The sequence below is a fragment of the Alkalilacustris brevis genome, from assembly GCF_003350345.1.
GTDB classification, from domain to species: Bacteria; Pseudomonadota; Alphaproteobacteria; order Rhodobacterales; family Rhodobacteraceae; genus Alkalilacustris; species Alkalilacustris brevis.
In genome coordinates this window covers 82,468-101,312 of sequence record NZ_QNVJ01000064.1, presented here as the reverse complement: position 1 = coordinate 101,312, position 18,845 = coordinate 82,468, and the positions used below count along the sequence as shown (strand labels likewise).

At 65.7% G+C, this 18,845-nt stretch carries 16 protein-coding genes; 13 read left to right on the top strand and 3 right to left on the bottom strand.

The genetic code is table 11. The features are described from left to right. The first annotated feature begins 10 nt into the window (after window positions 1-10). The 8 genes from DQ229_RS10015 to DQ229_RS09980 all read left to right on the top strand — a co-directional run bounded on the left by DQ229_RS10015 (window position 11) and on the right by DQ229_RS09980 (window position 9,650). The gene (locus DQ229_RS10015; RefSeq protein WP_114966130.1) at window positions 11-2,815 is read left to right on the top strand and encodes a molybdopterin oxidoreductase family protein; all 2,805 of its coding nucleotides are present in this window, start codon (window positions 11-13) and stop codon (window positions 2,813-2,815) included. After that, window positions 2,812-3,591 (top strand): 4Fe-4S dicluster domain-containing protein, encoded by a 780-nt coding sequence (locus DQ229_RS10010; protein ID WP_114966129.1) that lies wholly within the window; start codon window positions 2,812-2,814, stop codon window positions 3,589-3,591. Before DQ229_RS10015 ends, DQ229_RS10010 begins: the two co-directional genes overlap by 4 nt. After that, window positions 3,591-4,466 (top strand): dimethyl sulfoxide reductase anchor subunit family protein, encoded by an 876-nt coding sequence (locus DQ229_RS10005; RefSeq protein WP_114966128.1) that lies wholly within the window; start codon window positions 3,591-3,593, stop codon window positions 4,464-4,466. The genes DQ229_RS10010 and DQ229_RS10005 overlap by 1 nt, the downstream gene beginning before the upstream one ends. A 434-nt stretch (window positions 4,467-4,900) precedes the next feature. After that, window positions 4,901-5,158: a type 2 periplasmic-binding domain-containing protein gene (locus tag DQ229_RS10000; RefSeq protein ID WP_155326491.1), complete on the top strand. Its 258-nt coding sequence runs from the start codon at window positions 4,901-4,903 to the stop codon at window positions 5,156-5,158. 143 nt (window positions 5,159-5,301) lie between these two features. Continuing rightward, window positions 5,302-6,789: a tripartite tricarboxylate transporter permease gene (locus DQ229_RS09995; protein WP_114966126.1), complete on the top strand. Its 1,488-nt coding sequence runs from the start codon at window positions 5,302-5,304 to the stop codon at window positions 6,787-6,789. Beyond that, window positions 6,786-7,322 carry a tripartite tricarboxylate transporter TctB family protein gene (locus DQ229_RS09990; RefSeq protein ID WP_114966125.1) on the top strand — a complete coding sequence of 179 codons (537 nt, stop codon included), beginning with the start codon at window positions 6,786-6,788 and terminating at the stop codon, window positions 7,320-7,322. Before DQ229_RS09995 ends, DQ229_RS09990 begins: the two co-directional genes overlap by 4 nt. A 234-nt stretch (window positions 7,323-7,556) precedes the next feature. Next, window positions 7,557-7,817 carry a helix-turn-helix domain-containing protein gene (locus tag DQ229_RS09985; protein WP_114966315.1) on the top strand — a complete coding sequence of 87 codons (261 nt, stop codon included), beginning with the start codon at window positions 7,557-7,559 and terminating at the stop codon, window positions 7,815-7,817. A 75-nt stretch (window positions 7,818-7,892) separates the two neighbouring features. Then, window positions 7,893-9,650 (top strand): SulP family inorganic anion transporter, encoded by a 1,758-nt coding sequence (locus tag DQ229_RS09980; protein ID WP_114966124.1) that lies wholly within the window; start codon window positions 7,893-7,895, stop codon window positions 9,648-9,650. Between the two features lie 95 nt (window positions 9,651-9,745). Here DQ229_RS09980 and DQ229_RS09975 read toward each other — a convergent pair whose 3' ends face one another. Together DQ229_RS09975 and ahcY are read right to left on the bottom strand one after the other, a co-directional pair. Further along, complete coding sequence (locus tag DQ229_RS09975; RefSeq protein ID WP_114966123.1) at window positions 9,746-10,432, bottom strand: hypothetical protein; 687 nt, start codon at window positions 10,430-10,432, stop codon at window positions 9,746-9,748. 82 nt (window positions 10,433-10,514) lie between these two features. Next, window positions 10,515-11,909 carry an adenosylhomocysteinase gene (gene ahcY, locus DQ229_RS09970; RefSeq protein ID WP_114966122.1) on the bottom strand — a complete coding sequence of 465 codons (1,395 nt, stop codon included), beginning with the start codon at window positions 11,907-11,909 and terminating at the stop codon, window positions 10,515-10,517. Between the two features lie 106 nt (window positions 11,910-12,015). On the opposite strand from ahcY, the gene DQ229_RS09965 reads away from it, so the two are divergent. The 4 genes from DQ229_RS09965 to DQ229_RS09950 all read left to right on the top strand — a co-directional run bounded on the left by DQ229_RS09965 (window position 12,016) and on the right by DQ229_RS09950 (window position 16,035). Beyond that, window positions 12,016-12,975: a glycosyltransferase family 8 protein gene (locus DQ229_RS09965; RefSeq protein WP_162300825.1), complete on the top strand. Its 960-nt coding sequence runs from the start codon at window positions 12,016-12,018 to the stop codon at window positions 12,973-12,975. After that, complete coding sequence (locus DQ229_RS09960; protein WP_114966120.1) at window positions 12,972-13,574, top strand: YfbR-like 5'-deoxynucleotidase; 603 nt, start codon at window positions 12,972-12,974, stop codon at window positions 13,572-13,574. Before DQ229_RS09965 ends, DQ229_RS09960 begins: the two co-directional genes overlap by 4 nt. 80 nt (window positions 13,575-13,654) lie before the next feature. Next, window positions 13,655-15,064, top strand: coding sequence for a UDP-N-acetylmuramoyl-L-alanine--D-glutamate ligase (gene murD / locus DQ229_RS09955; RefSeq protein ID WP_114966119.1), 1,410 nt, complete (start codon window positions 13,655-13,657; stop codon window positions 15,062-15,064). Window positions 15,065-15,255: 191 nt separating this feature from the next. Continuing rightward, window positions 15,256-16,035 carry an ADP-ribosylglycohydrolase family protein gene (locus tag DQ229_RS09950; RefSeq protein WP_202909551.1) on the top strand — a complete coding sequence of 260 codons (780 nt, stop codon included), beginning with the start codon at window positions 15,256-15,258 and terminating at the stop codon, window positions 16,033-16,035. 106 nt (window positions 16,036-16,141) lie between these two features. On the opposite strand, the gene DQ229_RS09945 is transcribed toward DQ229_RS09950, so the two are convergent. After that, the gene (locus DQ229_RS09945; protein ID WP_114966118.1) at window positions 16,142-16,414 is read right to left on the bottom strand and encodes a type II toxin-antitoxin system MqsA family antitoxin; all 273 of its coding nucleotides are present in this window, start codon (window positions 16,412-16,414) and stop codon (window positions 16,142-16,144) included. A gap of 401 nt (window positions 16,415-16,815) precedes the next feature. Here DQ229_RS09945 and acsA point away from each other — a divergent pair, with 401 nt between their 5' ends. Then, the gene (gene acsA / locus DQ229_RS09935; RefSeq protein ID WP_114966117.1) at window positions 16,816-18,555 is read left to right on the top strand and encodes an acetate--CoA ligase; all 1,740 of its coding nucleotides are present in this window, start codon (window positions 16,816-16,818) and stop codon (window positions 18,553-18,555) included. Window positions 18,556-18,845: the final 290 nt, after the last annotated feature.

Here is an 18,845-nt window from a genome sequence, read left to right as displayed (position 1 = left end):
TGCTTGAGTCATGAATACGCACACTCCCTCCCCCCGCGTATCGGACGAGGTCCGCAAGACGACCTGCTACATGTGCGCGTGCCGCTGCGGGATCGATGTGCACATGAAGGACGGGCAGGTTGCCTATATCGAGGGCAACCGGGATCATCCGGTCAACCGCGGCGTGCTCTGTGCCAAGGGCAGCGCGGGGATCATGCAGGTCAACGCGCCCTCGCGACTGCGTGCGCCGCTCAAGCGTGTGGGGCCGCGCGGCTCGGGGCAGTTCGAGGAGATCACCTGGGAGGAGGCGCTTGAGACGGCAGCCTCCTGGCTCAAGCCGTTGCGCGAGAGCGCGCCCGAGAAGCTTGCCTTCTTCACCGGGCGCGACCAGAGCCAGAGCTTCACGAGCTTCTGGGCGCAGGCCTTCGGCACGCCCAATTATGCCGCGCATGGCGGGTTTTGCAGCGTCAACATGGCGGCGGCGGGCATCTACACGATGGGCGGCGCATTCTGGGAGTTCGGCCAGCCCGATTGGGAGCGCACGCGCCTTTTCCTGCTCTTCGGCGTGGCCGAGGATCACGATTCCAACCCGATCAAGATGGGGCTGGGGCGGCTCAAGGCGCGCGGGGCGCGGGTGGTGTCGGTCAACCCGATCCGCACCGGTTATAACGCGATTGCCGACGACTGGCTGGGCATCACGCCGGGCACCGACGGGCTGTTGATCCTGGCGCTGGTGCATGAGTTGCTCAAGGCCGGGCGTGTCGATCTGGAGTATCTGGCGCGCTTCACCAACGCGCCGGTGCTGGTCAATGCCGGTGACGGCCCCGAGGCGGGGCTGTTCCTGCGCGACGCAGGCGGCAAGCCGCTGGTGATCGACAGCGCCACGGGTGAGGCGGTGCCCTTTGACGCGCCGGGCGTGCTGCCCGATCTGGCCGGCAGCCTGGACCGCGACGGCGCAACCCACCGCAGCGTGTTTCAATTGCTGGCCGAGCGCTACCTCGGCCCCGCCCATGCCCCCGAGGCGGTGGCCGACCGCTGCGGCATCCCCGCGCCGCGCATCCGTGCCCTGGCTGCCGAGATCGCCCGCGCGGCCTTTGACGCGCCCGTTGTCATCGACCAGCCCTGGACCGATTTTCGCGGCATCCGGCACGACCGCATGGTGGGCCGGCCGGTCAGCTTTCACGCCATGCGCGGTATCTCGGCCCATGCCAACGGCTTCCAGACCGCCCGCGCGCTGCACCTGCTGCAGATCCTGCTGGGCACGGTCGAGGCGCCCGGCGGCTTTCGCTTCAAACCACCCTATCCCAAACCGGTCGAGGCACATCCGCGTCCCAACGCCACCTGCCGCCCCGGCACGCCGCTGGCCGGGCCGCATCTGGGCTTTCCGCTGGGGCCGGAAGACCTGTGCATCAACGACGATGGCACGCCCCAGCGCATCGACAAGGCGTTTTCCTGGGAACATCCGATGTCGGCGCACGGGCTGATGCACATGGTCATCCCCAACGCCCATGCCGGCGACCCTTACCGCATTGACACGCTGTTTCTGTACATGGCGAACATGTCGTGGAACTCGTCGATGAACAGCACCGCCGCGATGGCGGCCCTGACCGAGCGCGCCGCCGACGGCGAATATGTGATCCCCCGCATCATTTATTCCGATGCCTATGCCTCCGAGATGGTCGCCTATGCCGATCTGATTCTGCCCGACACGACATATCTGGAGCGCCACGACTGCATCAGCCTGCTCGACCGCCCGATATCCGAGGCCGAGGCGGCGGCCGATGCGATCCGCTGGCCGGTGGTCGCGCCCGACCGCGATGTGCGTGCCTTTCAGTCGGTGCTGATCGATCTTGGTGCGCGCCTGGGGCTGCCGGGCTTCGTCAAGGATGACGGCACTGCCGCTTATGCCGATTACGCCGACTATATCGTGAACCACCAGCGCCGCACCGGCGTGGGGCCGCTGGCAGGCTTTCGCGGCGCGGAGGGCACGCAGGGCGGGCGCGGTGCACCCAACCCGCGCCAGCTTGACCGCTACATCGCCAATGGCGGGTTCTGGGTGACGCATGTCCCCGACGAGGCGGCGTTTTTCAAGCCGTGGAACCGCGTCTATCAGAACTGGGCAGTCGAGATGGGGTTTTATGACGCGCCGCAGCCGTATCTGTTCCAGCTCTACAGCGAGCCGATGCGCCGCTTTCAACTGGCCGCCGAGGGCCACGGCCCCCACCAGCCGCCCGAGCATCTGCGCGAAGGCCTGCGCGCTGCGATGGACCCGCTGCCGCATTGGAGCCCGCCGTTTGGTGCGGACACGGCGCAGGACTACCCGCTGCACGCGCTCACCCAACGTCCCATGGCCATGTATCACAGCTGGGGCAGCCAGAATGCCTGGCTGCGCCAGATCCACGGGGTGAACCCGCTCTATCTGCCCACGCGTGTCTGGCAGGCGCACGGCTTTGCCGATGGGGACTGGGCGCGCGTGACCTCTCCCCATGGCACGATCGAGGTGCCGGTGGCGCATATGGCCGCGCTGAACGAACACACGATCTGGACCTGGAACGCCATCGGCAAGCGCCGCGGCGCCTGGGCGCTTGATCCTGATGCGCCCGAGGCGACAAAGGGCTTCCTGCTCAATCACCTGATCGGGGCCCTGCTACCTGCGCGCGGCGATGGGCATCGCTGGGCCAATTCCGACCCCGTCACCGGCCAGGCCGCCTGGTTCGACCTGCGGGTAAAAATCGAGCGCGTCGCCCCGCGCCACAGCGCCAAACCGCTCTATCCGCCCGTTGGCTCGCCGGTGCCCAAGGGCGTGAGACTGCTGCGCTGGAGGGTTGGCAAATGACCGCGCTGCCTGACACTACCAAACGCAAGCTGGGGCTGGTGATCGACCTTGATACCTGCGTGGGCTGCCATGCCTGCGTGATTGCCTGCAAGGGCTGGAACACGCAAGTGCATGGCGCGCCGCTTTCCGATACCGACCCTTACGGCGCGGCGCCCGAGGGCACCTTCCTCAACCGCATCCACAGCTACGAGGTGCAGCCCGCGAACGCACCGGCGCAGATCGTGCATTTCCCCAAATCCTGCCTGCATTGCGAGGATGCGCCCTGCGTCACTGTCTGCCCCACCGGGGCAAGCTTCAAGCGTGAAGAAGACGGCATCGTGCTGGTCAACGAGGATGATTGCATGGGCTGCGGCCTGTGCGCCTGGGCCTGCCCCTACGGCGCGCGCGAGATGGACGCGGCCGCAGGCGTGATGAAGAAATGCACGCTCTGCGTCGATCGCATCTATAACGAGCATCTGCCCGAAATCGACCGAGTGCCCGCCTGCGTGCGCACCTGCCCCGCCGGCGCGCGGCATTTCGGCGACCTGGGTGATCCCGACAGCGATGTCAGCCAACTGGTGGCTGCGCGCGGCGGGTTCGACCTGATGCCCGAACAGGGCACAAAGCCGGTGAACAAATACCTGCCGCCGCGCCCGCGCGATCAGGGTGCCATCGGGGCGGACGAAGGCGACATCGACGTGCTGGCCCCCTACCTGGCGCCCGTCACCGAAGGCCCCGGCGGGTTTCTCGGCTGGCTCGACCGCGCGCTGGGGCAGCTGCCCGGAGGGCGCGGCTGATGCATCCGGCGACTTCCGTGATCCTGTTCAGCAGCCTCTCGGGGCTGGGCTTCGGCCTGATGGTCTGGCTGGGGCTGGGCTATCCCACTGTCACCGGCTGGAGCGCGTTTGCCTTCTATTTCATCGCCTATGCGCTGGCGGTGGGGGGGTTGATGGCCTCGGCCTTCCACCTGGCCAACCCCAGGAACGCGCCCAAGGCCTTCTCGCAATGGCGCACAAGCTGGCTCTCGCGCGAGGCCTGGGCGGCGGTGATCGCGCTCCTGGTGGTGGCAGGCCACGCCATTGGCGTGATCTTCTTCGCCACGCGCCTGCCGTGGCTGGGCGCGCTGGGGGCGGTGCTGGCGCTGGCTACGGTGCTGACCACTGCGATGATCTACACGCAACTGCGCACTGTGCCGCGCTGGAACACCCCGGCCACGCCGGTGCTGTTTGTCACGCTGTCGCTGGCGGGCGGGGCGCTGCTGGCCGGACAGACCCGGTTTGCACTGCCGCTTTTGCTGCTGGCGGGCGCGGTGCAACTGCTGCACTGGCACCTTGGCGATCGCCGCGCCGCCAATCCTGCCTCCACCCGCGCCAGCGCCACGGGGCTGGGCCATATCGGGCAGGTGCGCCTCTTCGAGCCGCCTCATACCGGCACCAACTATCTGATGCGCGAAATGGTCCACGAGATCGGGCGCAAGCACGCGCGCAGACTGCGCGTGCTGACCATTCTTCTCATGATCGTGCTGCCGGTGATCTTGCTGGCGCTGTCCTTCAGCCACTGGCTGGCGGCGGTGGCCGTGATCGCACACCTCGCCGGCGCGATCACATCAAGATGGCTGTTCTTTGCAGAGGCAGAGCACAGCGTCGGACTCTACTACGGCAAGGGAAAATAGCCCGTGCCCGCGCGCAGTATTGCGCGGCTTCGCGTCAGCTTATGAACACGGCGGCCAAAGTGCAGATGATTGCCTGCGCCGCCGGCCCCCTGCGGAAGTAACCAGATTGAATTGTCTGTACGGATAATTTTCTTCGGCTTTCCGAGGCCGCAGGCTACCCCTTGCATGGGTTGCCACATCCAGAATCCGGATCCGGGTGGCGCGTATTGAGGGGACGAACCCCAATCGCTTGATGCTTTCAGGAAGAAAACAAAACACGAAAAACAAGACCATCAAGGCAATCGCCGGTGCCACGCTTGGCGTGGCGCTGTCGGCTGGCGCTGTGGTGGCGCAGGATTACCCGACGCAGGAAATCCGGTTGGTGCTGCCCTATTCAGCGGGTGGTGGCTTCGATACTGCCGCGCGGATGATTGCGCCCCACATGGAAAAATACCTTGGCGAGGGCACCCCAGGTGCTCAACCTGTCGATGGCCAATCGTGTCCTCGTCGCCCCGCCGGGAACGCCAGAACCGATCATGACCGCGCTGCGCGATGCCTTCGATCAGGCAGTGGCCGACCCGGATTACCAGCAGCAACTGGCGGATGCGAATATCCCGTCATCCCCGATGAACTGGGGAGATCTCGAGGAATTGCGCGAGGGCGCCCATGAATCGATGCTCGTCTATGAAGAGCTGCTGAAAAGCCTGAACTGAGGCGTGCGTGCTCCGGGGGCGGTGCAACGCGCCCGGGGCAATCGCATTCCCCCCCGCTGATCCAGGCGGCCTTGTCCCGTCCTGCGCGACGGCTGCGCAGGACGGGCAGCGCACCCTCAAGGCTTGCAGTCAAGGAGCCAAGAATGCTTGAGCACGCCATTCCGGCACTGGTGCAGATCCTGAGCTTTCCAACGATCTGGTTTCTGATCGGCGGAGCACTTTTGGGTTTCCTGTTCGGAATCCTGCCGGGGCTGAGCGGGCCGCAGGTGCTGGCGCTGCTTCTGCCGGTCACTTTCGCGATGGATTCAGGGCAGGCCATCGTGATGCTCATGGGGGCGGCGGGGGCCACGGCCTTTGGCGGCTCGGTCACGGCGATCCTGATCAATGCGCCCGGAACTGCGCAAAGCGCGGCGACCGTGTTCGACGGTTATGCGCTGACCCGAAAGGGGCAGGCGGGCTATGCGATCGGGGCGGCTGCGGCGGCCTCGGTGCTCGGGGCCATCGTCGGGGCAGCGATCCTGACGCTGAGCCTGCCGCTGGGCCGGCAGCTGGTGCTGGCGTTCTCATTCCCCGAGTATTTCATGCTGTCGATCATGGGGCTGGCCATGATCGCCATACTGGCCCAGGGCAACCCGTGGAAGGCCATTCTGGCCGCGGGGTTCGGCTTTTCGCTGTCCTTCATCGGGATCGACCAGCAATCGGGGACGATCCGCTATACCTTCGGCTGGGATTACCTGTGGGACGGCATCAAGCTGGTGCCGGTCATCATCGGCCTTTTCGCGATTGCCGAGGCGATCTCGTTGATGTCCACGCGCGGCGCGATCTCGCGCGAGCGGCCCAATACCACCTTGTCGGGCATCTTCTCGGGCATTGGTGCGGTATTCCAGAACTTCGGCCTGTTTCTGCGCAGCGCGCTGATCGGCACGGTGATCGGCATCATCCCCGGCGTGGGCGGCGCGGTCGCCAATTTCGTGGCCTATGGCAATGCGGTGGCCACTGCCCGCGACAAGAGCGGCTTCGGCAAGGGCGACATTCGCGGCGTGATCGCCCCCGAAGCCGCCAACAACGCCAAGGACGGCGGCGCGTTGGTGCCGACGCTGATCTTCGGCATCCCCGGCAGCCTCGAGATGGCGGTGCTGCTGGGCGCGCTCACGTTGCACGGCATCAACCCGGGGCCGCGGCTGATGCTGGATCACGGCAATGTCGCGCTGCTGCTGATTTATGCGCTGGTGCTGTCCAATATCGTGGTGGGGATCGTCGGCATCGCCATTGCCAAGCCGCTCACCTACCTGACCAGCCTGCGCACTGTGCTCATCGCGCCGATCATCATGGTGCTGGGACTGGTAGGCGCCTATGCCACCAACGGCTATATCGAGGATGTGATCATCGCGCTGGCCCTTGGCGTGATCGGCTACTTGATGATGCGGTTCAATTATTCGCGCATCGCGCTGCTGATCGCGCTGGTGCTGGGGCCGTTGCTGCAAAACAGTTTTCACCAGACGAATGACCTCTGGGGGCCGGTGGGCTTTTTCAACAGGCCGATCTCGCTGGGGCTGTTTGCGATCACGGTGCTGATCCTCTGCCTGCCGGGGCTGCTGAAACTGATCCGCCGCGCAAGGAGCACGCCATGAGATTTTCCGCCTCGGCCGCCGTCACTATTGTCCTTGTGATCTTCATGGCGGTTTTGCTTTACGTTGCGCAAGGCTATGGGCCGCGCGCGCGGCTGCTGCCGCAGTTGCTGGCCTCGGTGATGCTGGTGATGGCACTCATCCAGTTGGTCGGCGAGTTGTTCCCCGCCGCGCGCCGGTTCCTGCCCTTCCTCGAACAGGAAAGCCTGATTGCCAACAAGCGCACGCAGGACATATCCGAGGATGTGCGCGCGGTGATGGATGCAAACCGCGACAGCCCTGCGGATGCGGACCGGGAATCTGCCGCGATCGGCCAGCCGGGCACCTTCTGGATGCCGGCTCTCTCAATCGGGGGGATGATCCTGTTTGTTGCGCTTCTGCACTACACCAGCTTCCGGATCGCGGTGCCGGTGTTCCTGTTCAGCTTCATCTATATCGTCGCGCGGCAGACCTTTCTTGCATCGCTGGCCGTCGCCGTGACCGTCGGGTTGGCCATGTTCGTGCTGTTCGACCTGGTGCTCGGCGCGCGGATCTGACTGTGCGCCGAAGACACACGCGCAGCGCAATCCGCCCCCTCGCCCCCCCGAACCGGTGAGTGCCGGCGCGCGCGCAGCCGGCCTGATGCGGCGCAATGGAAAAAAGAGCGAAAGCATTGTCTTCAGCCGGCAGCGGCGGGTGGCGGTCGCTGCCGAACGGTGCCCGCGAAGGGTCATGTTTGACATATCTATGTGCAGAGCTTATTTGTGAGCATTGCCTTTCAGGATATGCTCATGATCACATCTGCACAGATGCGCGCCGCCCGCGCCCTTCTTGGTATTGATCAAAAACAGCTTGCGGAATTGTCGGGATTGTCGGTTCCGACGATCCAGCGCATGGAGGCAAGCGAGGGTAATGTCCGCGGTGTTGTGGACAGCCTGATAAAGGTCGTTGCCGCGCTCGACCGGGCCGGTATCGAACTGATTGGGGAAGGCGCGACAAGCACGGGCGGCGGGCGCGGTGTCCGGCTGAAAGGCGCTATCGACCAATCCTGATCCATCACGCCGCGACGGCGACCGCCGACACCTTGCCGACGATCCTGCCGCGCACCATCAAGGGTGCAGCAAGAAATGACCAAAAAGACCATCCGACACGGCCAGCACGACGATACGCCGGGCTTCGCAGAACTGTTCACGCCGAAACTGTTCACGGTACTGCGCGAAGGCTACGGGTTGCGCCATCTGCGCACGGATGCGCTGGCGGGGTTGACCGTGGCGATCGTGGCGTTGCCGCTTTCCATGGCGATCGCGATCGCCTCGGGCGCGTCACCGGCGCAAGGGCTTTACACCGCTATCGTGGGCGGGTTCCTGGTATCGCTGCTGGGCGGGTCACGTTTCCAGATCGGCGGGCCGGCGGGCGCGTTCATCGTTCTGGTGGCCGGCACCGTCGCGCTGCACGGGATGGAGGGGCTGATCCTTGCGACCTTCCTTTCGGGGCTGATGCTGGCCGCGGTCGGTTTTCTGCGGCTTGGCACCTTCATCAAGTTCATTCCCTTCCCGGTCACGGTAGGCTTTACCGCCGGGATCGCCGTCATCATCTTCGCCAGCCAGATCAGAGAGCTTTTCGGCCTGTCACTGCCGCATGAGCCGGGGGAACTTCTGGAAAAGATACCTGCGCTCTGGGCCGCACGGGAAAGCGTCACACCGGCCACCCTTGCGCTTTCGCTAGCCACGATCGCGCTCATTTTATGGCTGCGCCGCTGGCGCCCGCACTGGCCGGGAATGCTGATCGCTGTTGTGGCGGCATCAATGTCCGCAGCCCTTCTGGCGCTGCCGGTCGAGACGATCGGCAGCAAATTCGGCGGCATCCCTTCGTCACTGCCTGCGCCGCGGTTGCCTGATCTGTCGATGGCCAAGGTGATTGCGGTGCTGCCCGCCGCGCTTTCCTTCACGCTGCTGGGCGCCATCGAGTCGTTGCTGTCGGCAGTCGTGGCCGACGGAATGACCGGGCGTCGGCATCGTTCGAATTGCGAGCTTGTCGCCCAGGGGGTGGCCAATTGCGGCTCGGCCCTTGTCGGGGGCTTTTGTGTCACCGGTACCATCGCCCGCACCGCGACCAATGTGCGCGCGGGGGCCCACGGCCCCATTGCGGGTATGCTCCATGCGCTGTTTCTGCTGGTATTCATACTTGCTGCGGCGCCGCTTGCCGCGTTCATCCCGCTGGCTGCGCTGGCGGGTGTTCTGGCCATCGTGGCCTGGAACATGATCGAGAAACAGGCCATCGCGGTCTTGCTGCGCTCGGGCTGGGGCGAGGCCACCGTTCTTGGCACCACCTTCTTTCTGACCATCTTTCGTGACCTGACCGAGGCGATCATTGTCGGCTTTGCGCTCGGTTCGGTGCTGTTCATCCACCGCATGAGCCGGATCACCGAAGTCGCCACGCAAACCGCCTTTGTAAGCCGCGACGAGGCCGATGCTGCGCGCCCGCGCGAAACCTATGACCGTCATCAGGCCTCTGACCCGGAGGCCGTGATCTTCCGCATCAACGGCGCGCTTTTCTTTGGGGCGACGGCTTCGATCGGCTCGGTGCTTGACCGAATCCAGGACAGCCACAAGGTGCTGATCGTGGATTTCTCGGCCGTGCCCTTTCTCGATTCGACGGGGGCCAACATGATCGAGGGGCTGGCCTACAAGGCTGGCAAACGCGGCGTCACGCTCTGGCTTACCGGTGCGCGCCGCGACATTCGGCGCGCCCTTCTGACCCATGGATTGCGGCGCCCGCGTGTCCACTACGCCGCGAATGTCGAGGATGCGCTGGCCAGATCCCGTGGCGCCGCCCCCGGAGCGCGGAAGGCGGCCCGAAAGGCTGAGCCACTGCCCGTGTCCTGATCGTGGCGGTTGGTATCAGCGCCCCGAGGGGTCGCGCAGCAACCGGCAGGAGCCAGGCCGGATAGGCGAAATCCGGGGCCGGCGCATTTGTCAGGTCAGAGCCGCTGCCAGATCACCACGGCCAGCAGGATCACGGCGGCCATGCGTAGCACCAGATGCCACTGGTGGTTCCACAATGCCTGTTCTTCGGCTTCGGGCCTGCGGGGGTAAAGCGGCGCGGGCTCGGCCACGGCCACCGCCAGCAGCAGATAGACCGGCAGCCCCAGCGCGGGCGCCAGCAGCCCGCCGGGCAGGACCAAGATGGGCGCGATGCCCAGCATCACCACCGGCATGGCATAAAGGCGCAGCCGGTCACCGGGGTTGTCCATGCGGTTGGAGCTGCGGTCATACTCGGCGATACGATCAGTGTCGCCAGTCGGGCCGAAAACGCCCGTCACGGCGGCGATCAGAGCAAAGAACGCGCCGCCCATCAGTGCCGAGATCAGCCATGAGGCGGGGGTTTCGCGCGCACCTTCGGCCCCGACGACCAGCATCAGCGCCATGAAGAAGGCGCCCTGCACCAGCCCCAGATGCAGCCGCTCGCGCATGGTCCATCCACCGTCGGCGCGCGGAATGGCATAGCTCTTGCGAAACTCCCCGGCTGCCAGAAGCACCGCGACCAGCACCACCTGAAACGCCCAGAAGGCAATGTCCCCACCCGGCCCGGGCCAAAGCAACGCGGCAAGCAGCATGATCGCGGCCAGAACGATTGCGTGGGCCGGGCGCAGGGTGAGTGCAGGCATCTCTGTCACCTTCGGTCATGGCCCCCCGCAGCAGCGGGCGGCAAGCACCGCCTCGGCCTTGCGTGGCGGTGCTCCGGCGCTGTCAGTAGCGGTAGTGCTCGGGTTTGAAGGGCCCTTCGGGTGTCACGCCGATATACTCGGCCTGCTCGTCGCTCAGTTTGCTCAGTCGCGCGCCGACCTTGTCGAGGTGCAACCGCGCGACCTTTTCGTCCAGATGCTTGGGCAGCACATAGACCTTGTTTTCATACTGATCGCCGCGCGTGAACAACTCGATCTGCGCCAGCACCTGGTTGGTAAAGCTGGCCGACATCACGAAGCTGGGGTGCCCGGTGGCATTGCCCAGGTTCAGAAGCCGCCCCTCCGACAGCAGGATGATCCGCGCGCCCGAAGGCATCTCGATCATGTCCACCTGGTCCTTGATGTTGGTCCATTTGTGGTTCTTCAGCGCGGCGACCTGAATCTCGTTGTCGAAATGGCCGATATTGCCGACGATGGCCATGTCCTTCATCTCGCGCATGTGCTCGATGCGGATCACGTCCTTGTTGCCGGTGGTGGTGATGAAGATGTCGGCGGTCTTGACCACATCTTCCAGCGTGACAACCTCGAACCCGTCCATCGCGGCCTGCAGCGCGCAAATCGGGTCGACTTCGCTGACCTTGACGCGGGCGCCGGCGCCGCGCAGCGACGCGGCCGAACCCTTGCCCACATCGCCATAGCCGCACACCATCGCGACCTTGCCGGCCATCATCGTGTCGGTGGCGCGGCGGATGCCGTCGACCAGGCTTTCCTTGCAGCCATACTTGTTGTCGAACTTCGACTTGGTGACGCTGTCGTTGACGTTGATCGCCGGGAAGGGCAGGTGGCCCTTTTCCATCATCTGATAGAGGCGGTGCACCCCGGTGGTGGTTTCCTCGGTCACGCCCTGGATGGCGTGGCGCTGGCGTATGAACCAGCCGGGGCTTTGCTTGATCCGCTTGCGGATCTGGGCAAACAGCGCGACCTCCTCATCGCTGCCGGGGTTGGCGATCAGGTCTTCCTCGCCTTCCTCGACGCGCGCACCCATCAGGATGTAAAGCGTGGCGTCGCCGCCATCATCGAGGATCATGTTGGCGGGCTGGTTGCCGAAGTCAAAGATCCGGTCGGCGTAATCCCAGTATTCCTCAAGCGTCTCTCCCTTGACGGCAAAGACGGGCACGCCGGATTCGGCGATCGCCGCCGCGGCATGATCCTGCGTCGAGAAGATGTTGCACGAGGCCCAGCGCACATCGGCCCCCAGCGCGACCAGCGTCTCGATCAGAACGGCCGTCTGGATGGTCATGTGCAGGCTGCCGGCGATGCGCGCGCCCTTGAGCGGCTTGGCGTTGCCGAACTCCTCGCGCAGGGCCATCAGGCCGGGCATTTCGGTCTCGGCAATGGCGAGTTCCTTGCGGCCATAGTCGGCCAGAGAGATATCCTTGACGATGTAGTCCTTCGACATGCGCCTTGCGCTCCTTGACAATAAGGTCTGTTGACGGCGACTTAGCACTTGACCCGTTCCACGGCAACTGCGCCGCGCTCGCCAAGACAGCCTTGAAGGACAAGCCTTGAAGATCATTGAACAGACGCAACCGGCACGCTTTGACAAGGCGGTCGTGTTCTGCTGTGACGATAATTACCTGCCCTTCGCCCTGTTTGCCGCACGCCAGATCGCGCTGCTGCCGGGCGAACGGGACTACGATATCTGTATCGTGTCGGCCGATATGGTCGACCTGCCGCAGTCGTTGCAAGGTTTGGGGCTGCGTGTTTGTCGCGTGGACCTTGACGACATGTTCGAGGGCCAGAGCCTGAACGGTCATTTCACGGAGGCTTCGTATATCAGGCTCGGGTTGCCAATGGCGATTGGCGACGCCTATCGCAGGATACTCTATCTGGACTCGGATGTTTTCGTCGAAGGCGGCGATCTATCGGCCCTCATGGAGATCGATATGGGCGCGCACTGCGTTGCGGCGGTGCGCGATATCTGGCAATGGTTCACGCCCGGTCGCCCAGCGGCCGAGTTCGATACCGCCGGGTTGTCTCAGGCAAGTTATTTTAACTCCGGGGTGCTGGTGATCGACAGCGCCGCCTATCAGCTCCAGAATATCCTTGATCAATGCCTAGAAACCGGGCGCAGGCTGAATGGGAAACTCTTGTTGGTCGACCAATCCCTGCTCAACATAGCCCTGCACAAAAAATGGGCTGAATTGCCGCCCAAATGGAATTGGCAGCTTTCCATGAAACGCCCCTTCTTTGAACAGATAGAGGGGCCCAACATCATCCATTTCATATCCTGGGCAAAGCCTTGGAACGGGGATGCAAAAGGCGGCCTTCCCCCCCGCTACCGCAAGGCCTACGCCCGATTCCTCAAGGCCTACTTTCCCCATATCCAGGTCGAGGAGCCCACCCGCAACCGCCTGCGCGAGCCGCTGTCGCTGCTGATCATCCTGCTGCGCCACGTCGCCACGCGCCGAAAGCTTCTACGCTACCTCGATCGCTTCGCCCACGACCTCGACGTGAAGACATGAGCCGACAACCCCGCGCCTGGCAGAGGATGCTTTCGGGCCGCAGGCTCGATCTGCTCGATCCCACGCCGATGGATATCGAGATCGAGGACATCGCCCACGGGCTGGCCTTTGTCGCGCGCTGGAACGGTCAGACCACCGGCGAGTGGCCCTATTCGGTGGCCGAGCATTCGTTGCTGGTCGAGGCGCTTTTCCGGGCCATCGCGCCGGGGCAGCATCCGCGCTGGCAACTGGCAGCGCTGCTGCATGACGCGCCGGAATACGTGATCGGCGACATGATCAGCCCTGTAAAATCGGCGGTGGGCGAAAGCTACGGCGCGCTCGAGGCGCGGCTCGCGGCGGCCATCCATATCCGGTTCGGCCTGCCTGCGGTGCTGCCTGCGCGCATCAAGGCGGCGATCAAGCGGGCCGACCGGCTTTCGGCCTGGGCCGAGGCAACCCAGATCGCCGGCTTTTCCCGGGCCGAGGCCGATCGCTTTTTCGGCAAGCCTGCGGGCGCGCATCTGAAGGGCCTGCATATCGCGCCACGCCCGCCGGTCGATGTGCGCGCGGCCTTCACCCGCCGCCACGCCGAACTGCTTGCCGCGATCGACCGCGCCTGAGTGCGCCCGGCACAAGCGAATGCTTGCACAAGCCGCGCCTGCATCGGACAAGAGGGCAGGACAAGCAGGAAGGGGCAGCGATGATTCCGGTCCGGGGATACGAGGGGCGCAGGCTTGCCGTTCTGGGGCTGGGGCGCTCGGGCATGGCCACCGCGCGCGCACTGGCTAACGGCGGGGCCGAGGCGCTGGTCTGGGACGACAGCCCCGAGGCCCGCGCCCGCGCCGAGGCCGAAGGGCTGACCCTGCACGACCTTTCCCGCCCCGGCGCGTTCGAGCATGTTGCCGCCTTGATCGTCAGCCCCGGTATCCCGCATCTTTACCCTGCGCCCAACCGCCATGTTGCCGCTGCGCTCGATGCCGGGGTGCCGGTGGATAACGACATCGGCCTTTTCTTCCGCTCGCTGGGGCTGGGCGAATGGGTGCGCTTCGACCAACCACCGCGCGTGGTCGCGGTGACCGGATCGAACGGCAAATCCACCACCACGGCGCTGATCGCTCACATCCTGGCCGCTGATGGCCGCCCGGTGCAGATGGCGGGCAATATCGGGCGCGGGGTGCTCGATCTCGACCCGCCCGTGGATGGCGAGGTGATCGTGCTGGAGCTGTCCTCCTACCAGACGGAACTGGCGCGCGCGCTCACCCCCGATATAGCGGTATTCACCAACCTTACCCCCGACCACCTGGACCGCCACGGCGGCCTTGGCGGCTATTTCGCGGCCAAGCGGCGCCTCTTTGCCGAGGGCGGACCCGACCGTGCGATCATCGGCGTGGACGAGCCCGAGGGCCGGTTTCTCGCCGGGCAGATGGCCGAGGCGGCCGAGGATGCCCGCGTGATCCGCACCTCGTCAGGGCGCAAGCTGACCGGGCCGGGCTGGATGGTCTTTGCCCGCAAGGGGTTTCTGGCCGAATGGCGCAAGGGGCGGCAGGTGGCCGCAAGCGATCTGCGTGCGCTGCCGGGGCTGCCGGGGGCACATAACCACCAGAATGCCTGCGCCGCCTGGGCGGTGGCGCGCACGCTCGGGATGGCACCGCGCGCGATCGAGGCCGCGCTGGCCAGTTTTCCGGGTCTGCCGCACCGCTCGCAACTGGTGGCCGAGGCCGGCGGTGTCCGCTACGTCAACGATTCCAAGGCCACCAATGCAGACAGCGCCGCGCGCGCCCTGGCGGCGTTCGACCGTATCCGCTGGATCGCGGGGGGGCTGGGCAAGGATGGCGGCATTGCCGCGCTCGTCCCGCAACTGGGCAATGTGGTCAAGGCCTATCTGATCGGGCATTCGGCACGCGACTTTGCGCTGCAGATCGGCGACTGCCCGCACGAGATCTGCGAAACCATGGAGCGCGCCGTGGCCCGCGCCAGCGCCGAGGCCGCACCGGGCGAGACCGTGCTGCTGGCCCCTGCGGCGGCCAGCTTCGACCAATACCGCGATTTCGAGGCCCGCGGCGAGGATTTCATGGCCCGCGTGGCAGAAGTGCTGGGCAACCGGAGCTGACCGCAACGGGGCTTGCGTCTGGCAGCACGGCAGTGAAAGGCGGCAAACCGACCTCATCACCGGGCAGGGCCGCGTTGACCATCGCTGCCTGATTTGATGGAGTGAACAGGTCCAGATGGGTTGAGAAGCCTGTGCCGGTCGGGCGTGCCACCACTTGCCGGGCAGGCGATGGCACAGATCGAACAGGCCGTATGGAGATCGTCATGCTGGGCGCCATCGCCGGGGACATCATCGGATCGCGGTTCGAGGGCCACGTGCGCCCGCCACGGGATTTCGAACTGTTCCACAGGCAGTGCCGCTTTACCGATGATACGGTCTGCACGCTCGCCATCGCCGAGGCGATGCTGGGCGGGCGCAACTTCGCGGCCACGCTGCGCGATTTGGTCCGCCGGTATCCGGATGCGGGTTACGGGGGCATGTTCTTGCGCTGGGCGTTCTCCGACGATGCGCCAGCCTATGGAAGTTGGGGCAACGGGGCACCGATGCGGGGCTCGGCCGTCGGCTGGTGGGCCGAAACCGAGGCCGAGGCGCTGGATCTGGCCGCCGCGCAGGCGTCGGTCAGCCACGACCACCCGCACGCCGTCGCCGCCGCGCAGGCCGTGGCGCTTGCGATCCTTTTGCTCAGGCAAGGAACGCAGCGCGAAGGCGTGCGTGACCGCCTGGAGCGGGATTTCGGCTATGATCTGCGCCCCGAGGCCGCGCTCAAGCGCGGCGGCTTCGACGTTTCGGCTGCCGGAACGATGCCCCCGGCGCTGGTCGCCGCGTTCGAGGCCGACAACTGGGAGAACGCGGTGCGCACAGTCATCTGTCTTGGCGGCGACACCTATACGCTTGCCTGTATCGCCGGCTCCGTGGCCGAGGCCAAATTCGGCGTGCCGTGCGAGATCGCGGAACAGGCGCGCGCCCGGCTGACGCCGGATCTGGCCGCCGTGCTCGACCGTTTCGACGCGCGCCGCCCGGGAGACCACTGAACCGTTCATGCCGCTTGCGGCACGGGCATCCTCCAGCACGAGGCGCGCCGATTCCCGCATGCGATTCTTCACCGGCTCAGCCGGGTGCGAGGGGTATTCGTAGCGCTCAAGGCTTACATCGTTGGGTCAGGTCAAGCCGCATAGCGGTCTGATCGTCGGGGTATTCCTCGTGACAGCTCGGGCAGACCATGGCCGGAATATCCCGGATCACGGCCAGCGAGCCCTGCGCGTGGAAAACGGTCGTGATCGGGCTTGCGACGCGGTCGGCCTCTCCACAAGCCGGGCAGGCCGCCGCATTATCAGGGCGGTCGCTGCCATCGCCATGCGGGCGGTTCGCGGCAGGCGCCTGGTTGGCGCATTGTTCGTGCTTCATGTCCATCACCTTCAGGTCGGCATTGCGACCGGTCCGCAGGGGGTGGGCCGGCCTTGCAGCAGATGTTTACCGGATCGCGCTGCATCCTGGCGCGCACCTCGCGCTCGGGTCGGAACGAGGTGATCGCCAGCGGGTCGTAGCCAAAGGCGCCAAGCTCGCCCACCCGCGCGCCCGGAACGACAGCGCCGACCCCTGCGCCAGATCCTTGCGCTCGATCGGGACCGAAACCCGGATGCAGCTTTGATCCGCGGCGAACTTGCACGCGATCTGGGGCCAGCGCAGATGTGCCGTCGTTGACGGCGCTCAATTTCCAGCGTGCCGGGATATGCTAGCCTTGCCTCCGATCGCATGGAATCGGGGTTCCGGGGGCTTTTGGCCGGTGCCGCGGAGGCAAGGAGCACAGGCAGATGGAGTTCGAACCTATCCGCAAGACCAAAGCCGCGCGTGACGCCGCGGCGGACAATTCCGAGGCCCGCGCGGCGTTTTCCTGGGAGGACGCGCGCAGGCGGCTGGCCGGACTGCCCGGCGGCGGGCTGAACATTGCCCATGAAGCGGTGGAGCGGCACCTGCCCGAACATGCCGACCAGGTGGCGATCCGCTGGCTGGGCCGCGAGGATGGGGCGCGACGCGAGATCAGCTATGGCGATCTGGCCGCCGAGGCCAACCGCTTCGCCAACGTGCTGGCCGAACACGGGCTGGAGCGCGGCGACCGGCTGTTCACGCTGATGGGCCGCGTGCCCGCGCTTTACACCGCCACGCTGGGCGCGCTCAAGGCCGGGCTGGTGGTCAGCCCGCTGTTTGCCGCCTTCGGCCCCGAGCCGGTGCGCGCGCGCATGGAGATCGGCGAAGCCAGCGTACTGGTGACCACCGCGGCGCTTTACCGGCGCAAGGTGGCCGATTGGCGCGATGATCTGCCATCGCTGAAGCTGGTGCTGATCGTGGGCGATGAGGCGCCCGAGGGCTGCGTGGCGCTCGGCCCGGCAATGGCCGAGGCGTCGGACACGTTCGAGACTGTCGCAACCGATACCGAGGACATGGCGCTTTTGCATTTCACCTCGGGTACCACCGGCAAGCCCAAGGGGGTGGTGCATGTGCATGGCGCGGTGGTGGCGCATGTGGAAACCGGGCGGATGGCGCTCGATCTGCGGCCGGGCGATACCTACTGGTGCACCGCCGATCCCGGCTGGGTCACGGGGATGAGCTACGGCATCATTTCGCCGCTGGCCAACCGGGTCACGATGATCGTGGACGAGGCCGAGTTCGATCTGGAGCGCTGGTATTCCATCCTTGAGCGCGAGGGCGTGCAGGTCTGGTACACCGCGCCGACGGCAATCCGCATGATGATGCGCGCCGGCAAGGCGGCGGCGAAGGGGCATGATTTCTCGGCCCTGCGCTTTGCCGCCAGCGTCGGCGAGCCGCTCAACGCCGAATGCGTGGTCTGGGGGCACGAGGTGTTCGGCAAGCCGTTCCACGACAACTGGTGGCAATCCGAGACCGGCGGCATCATGATCGCCAACACGCCCTCGATGGATATCAGGCCCGGCTCCATGGGCAAGCCGCTGCCGGGGATCGAGGCCGGCGTGGTCGAGCGCGATAACGACACCTTGCGCGAACTGGAGGCGGGCGAGATCGGCGAACTGGCGCTGCGCGAGGGCTGGCCGTCGATGATGCGCGGCTACCTGCACGAGAAAGAGCGTTACGCCAAGTGCTTCGCCGATGGCTGGTATCTGACCGGCGATCTGGCGATGTGCGACGAGGACGGGTATTTCTGGTTCATTGGCCGCGCCGACGACCTGATCAAGTCGTCGGGCCATCTGATCGGCCCGTTCGAGGTGGAAAGCGCGCTGATCGAGCACGAGGCCGTGGCCGAGGCCGCGGTCATCGGCATCCCCGACGAGACCGCCGGTGAGGTGGTCAAGGCCTATGTCACGCTCAATGCGGGCTTCGAGGCCGACGAGGAGACCGAGCGCGCCATCCGCGGCCATGCCCGCAAGCGGCTCGGCCCCGCCGTTGCCCCGCGCGAGATCGTGTTTCGCAACAGCCTGCCCAAAACGCGTTCGGGCAAGATCATGCGCCGGTTGCTGAAAGCGCGCGAGCTTGGCCTGCCCGAGGGCGACATCTCGACCCTGGAGGGCGACGAAACATGAGCGAACGGTGGTTTTCGATACTCCAAGGCCTCGGCAGCGGTGACGCGGCCATTCGCGGCACGCTGCACCATTTCGATGAGAGCGTCGCCGGGTCTTGACCGGCAGGCGCCACGCGCTGGCCGGAATTTGCATGGGTGTCGGGCAGGGCATCGCCACTGCCCTTGAACGATTTGGCGTTCACCCAGAGAAAGGCTGATCTGCGGTTATGCAATTAACACGTCTGGTCACTTTCCTGCACCCCCGTATTGGCTTGATAAGGACGCTGCGGGCAATGCGAGCCCGTGCGAAAG

Bases quoted from the DNA above. Each gene is read 5' to 3' on its own strand.
- DQ229_RS10015 (WP_114966130.1), top strand. From the start codon at position 11: ATGAATACGCACACTCCCTCCCCCCGCGTATCGGACGAGGTCCGCAAG.
- DQ229_RS10010 (WP_114966129.1), top strand. From the start codon at position 2,812: ATGACCGCGCTGCCTGACACTACCAAACGCAAGCTGGGGCTGGTGATC.
- DQ229_RS10005 (WP_114966128.1), top strand. From the start codon at position 3,591: ATGCATCCGGCGACTTCCGTGATCCTGTTCAGCAGCCTCTCGGGGCTG.
- DQ229_RS09995 (WP_114966126.1), top strand. From the start codon at position 5,302: ATGCTTGAGCACGCCATTCCGGCACTGGTGCAGATCCTGAGCTTTCCA.
- DQ229_RS09990 (WP_114966125.1), top strand. From the start codon at position 6,786: ATGAGATTTTCCGCCTCGGCCGCCGTCACTATTGTCCTTGTGATCTTC.
- DQ229_RS09985 (WP_114966315.1), top strand. From the start codon at position 7,557: ATGATCACATCTGCACAGATGCGCGCCGCCCGCGCCCTTCTTGGTATT.
- DQ229_RS09980 (WP_114966124.1), top strand. From the start codon at position 7,893: ATGACCAAAAAGACCATCCGACACGGCCAGCACGACGATACGCCGGGC.
- DQ229_RS09975 (WP_114966123.1), bottom strand. From the start codon at position 10,432: ATGCCTGCACTCACCCTGCGCCCGGCCCACGCAATCGTTCTGGCCGCG.
- ahcY (WP_114966122.1), bottom strand. From the start codon at position 11,909: ATGTCGAAGGACTACATCGTCAAGGATATCTCTCTGGCCGACTATGGC.
- DQ229_RS09960 (WP_114966120.1), top strand. From the start codon at position 12,972: ATGAGCCGACAACCCCGCGCCTGGCAGAGGATGCTTTCGGGCCGCAGG.
- murD (WP_114966119.1), top strand. From the start codon at position 13,655: ATGATTCCGGTCCGGGGATACGAGGGGCGCAGGCTTGCCGTTCTGGGG.
- DQ229_RS09950 (WP_202909551.1), top strand. From the start codon at position 15,256: ATGGAGATCGTCATGCTGGGCGCCATCGCCGGGGACATCATCGGATCG.
- DQ229_RS09945 (WP_114966118.1), bottom strand. From the start codon at position 16,414: ATGGACATGAAGCACGAACAATGCGCCAACCAGGCGCCTGCCGCGAAC.
- acsA (WP_114966117.1), top strand. From the start codon at position 16,816: ATGGAGTTCGAACCTATCCGCAAGACCAAAGCCGCGCGTGACGCCGCG.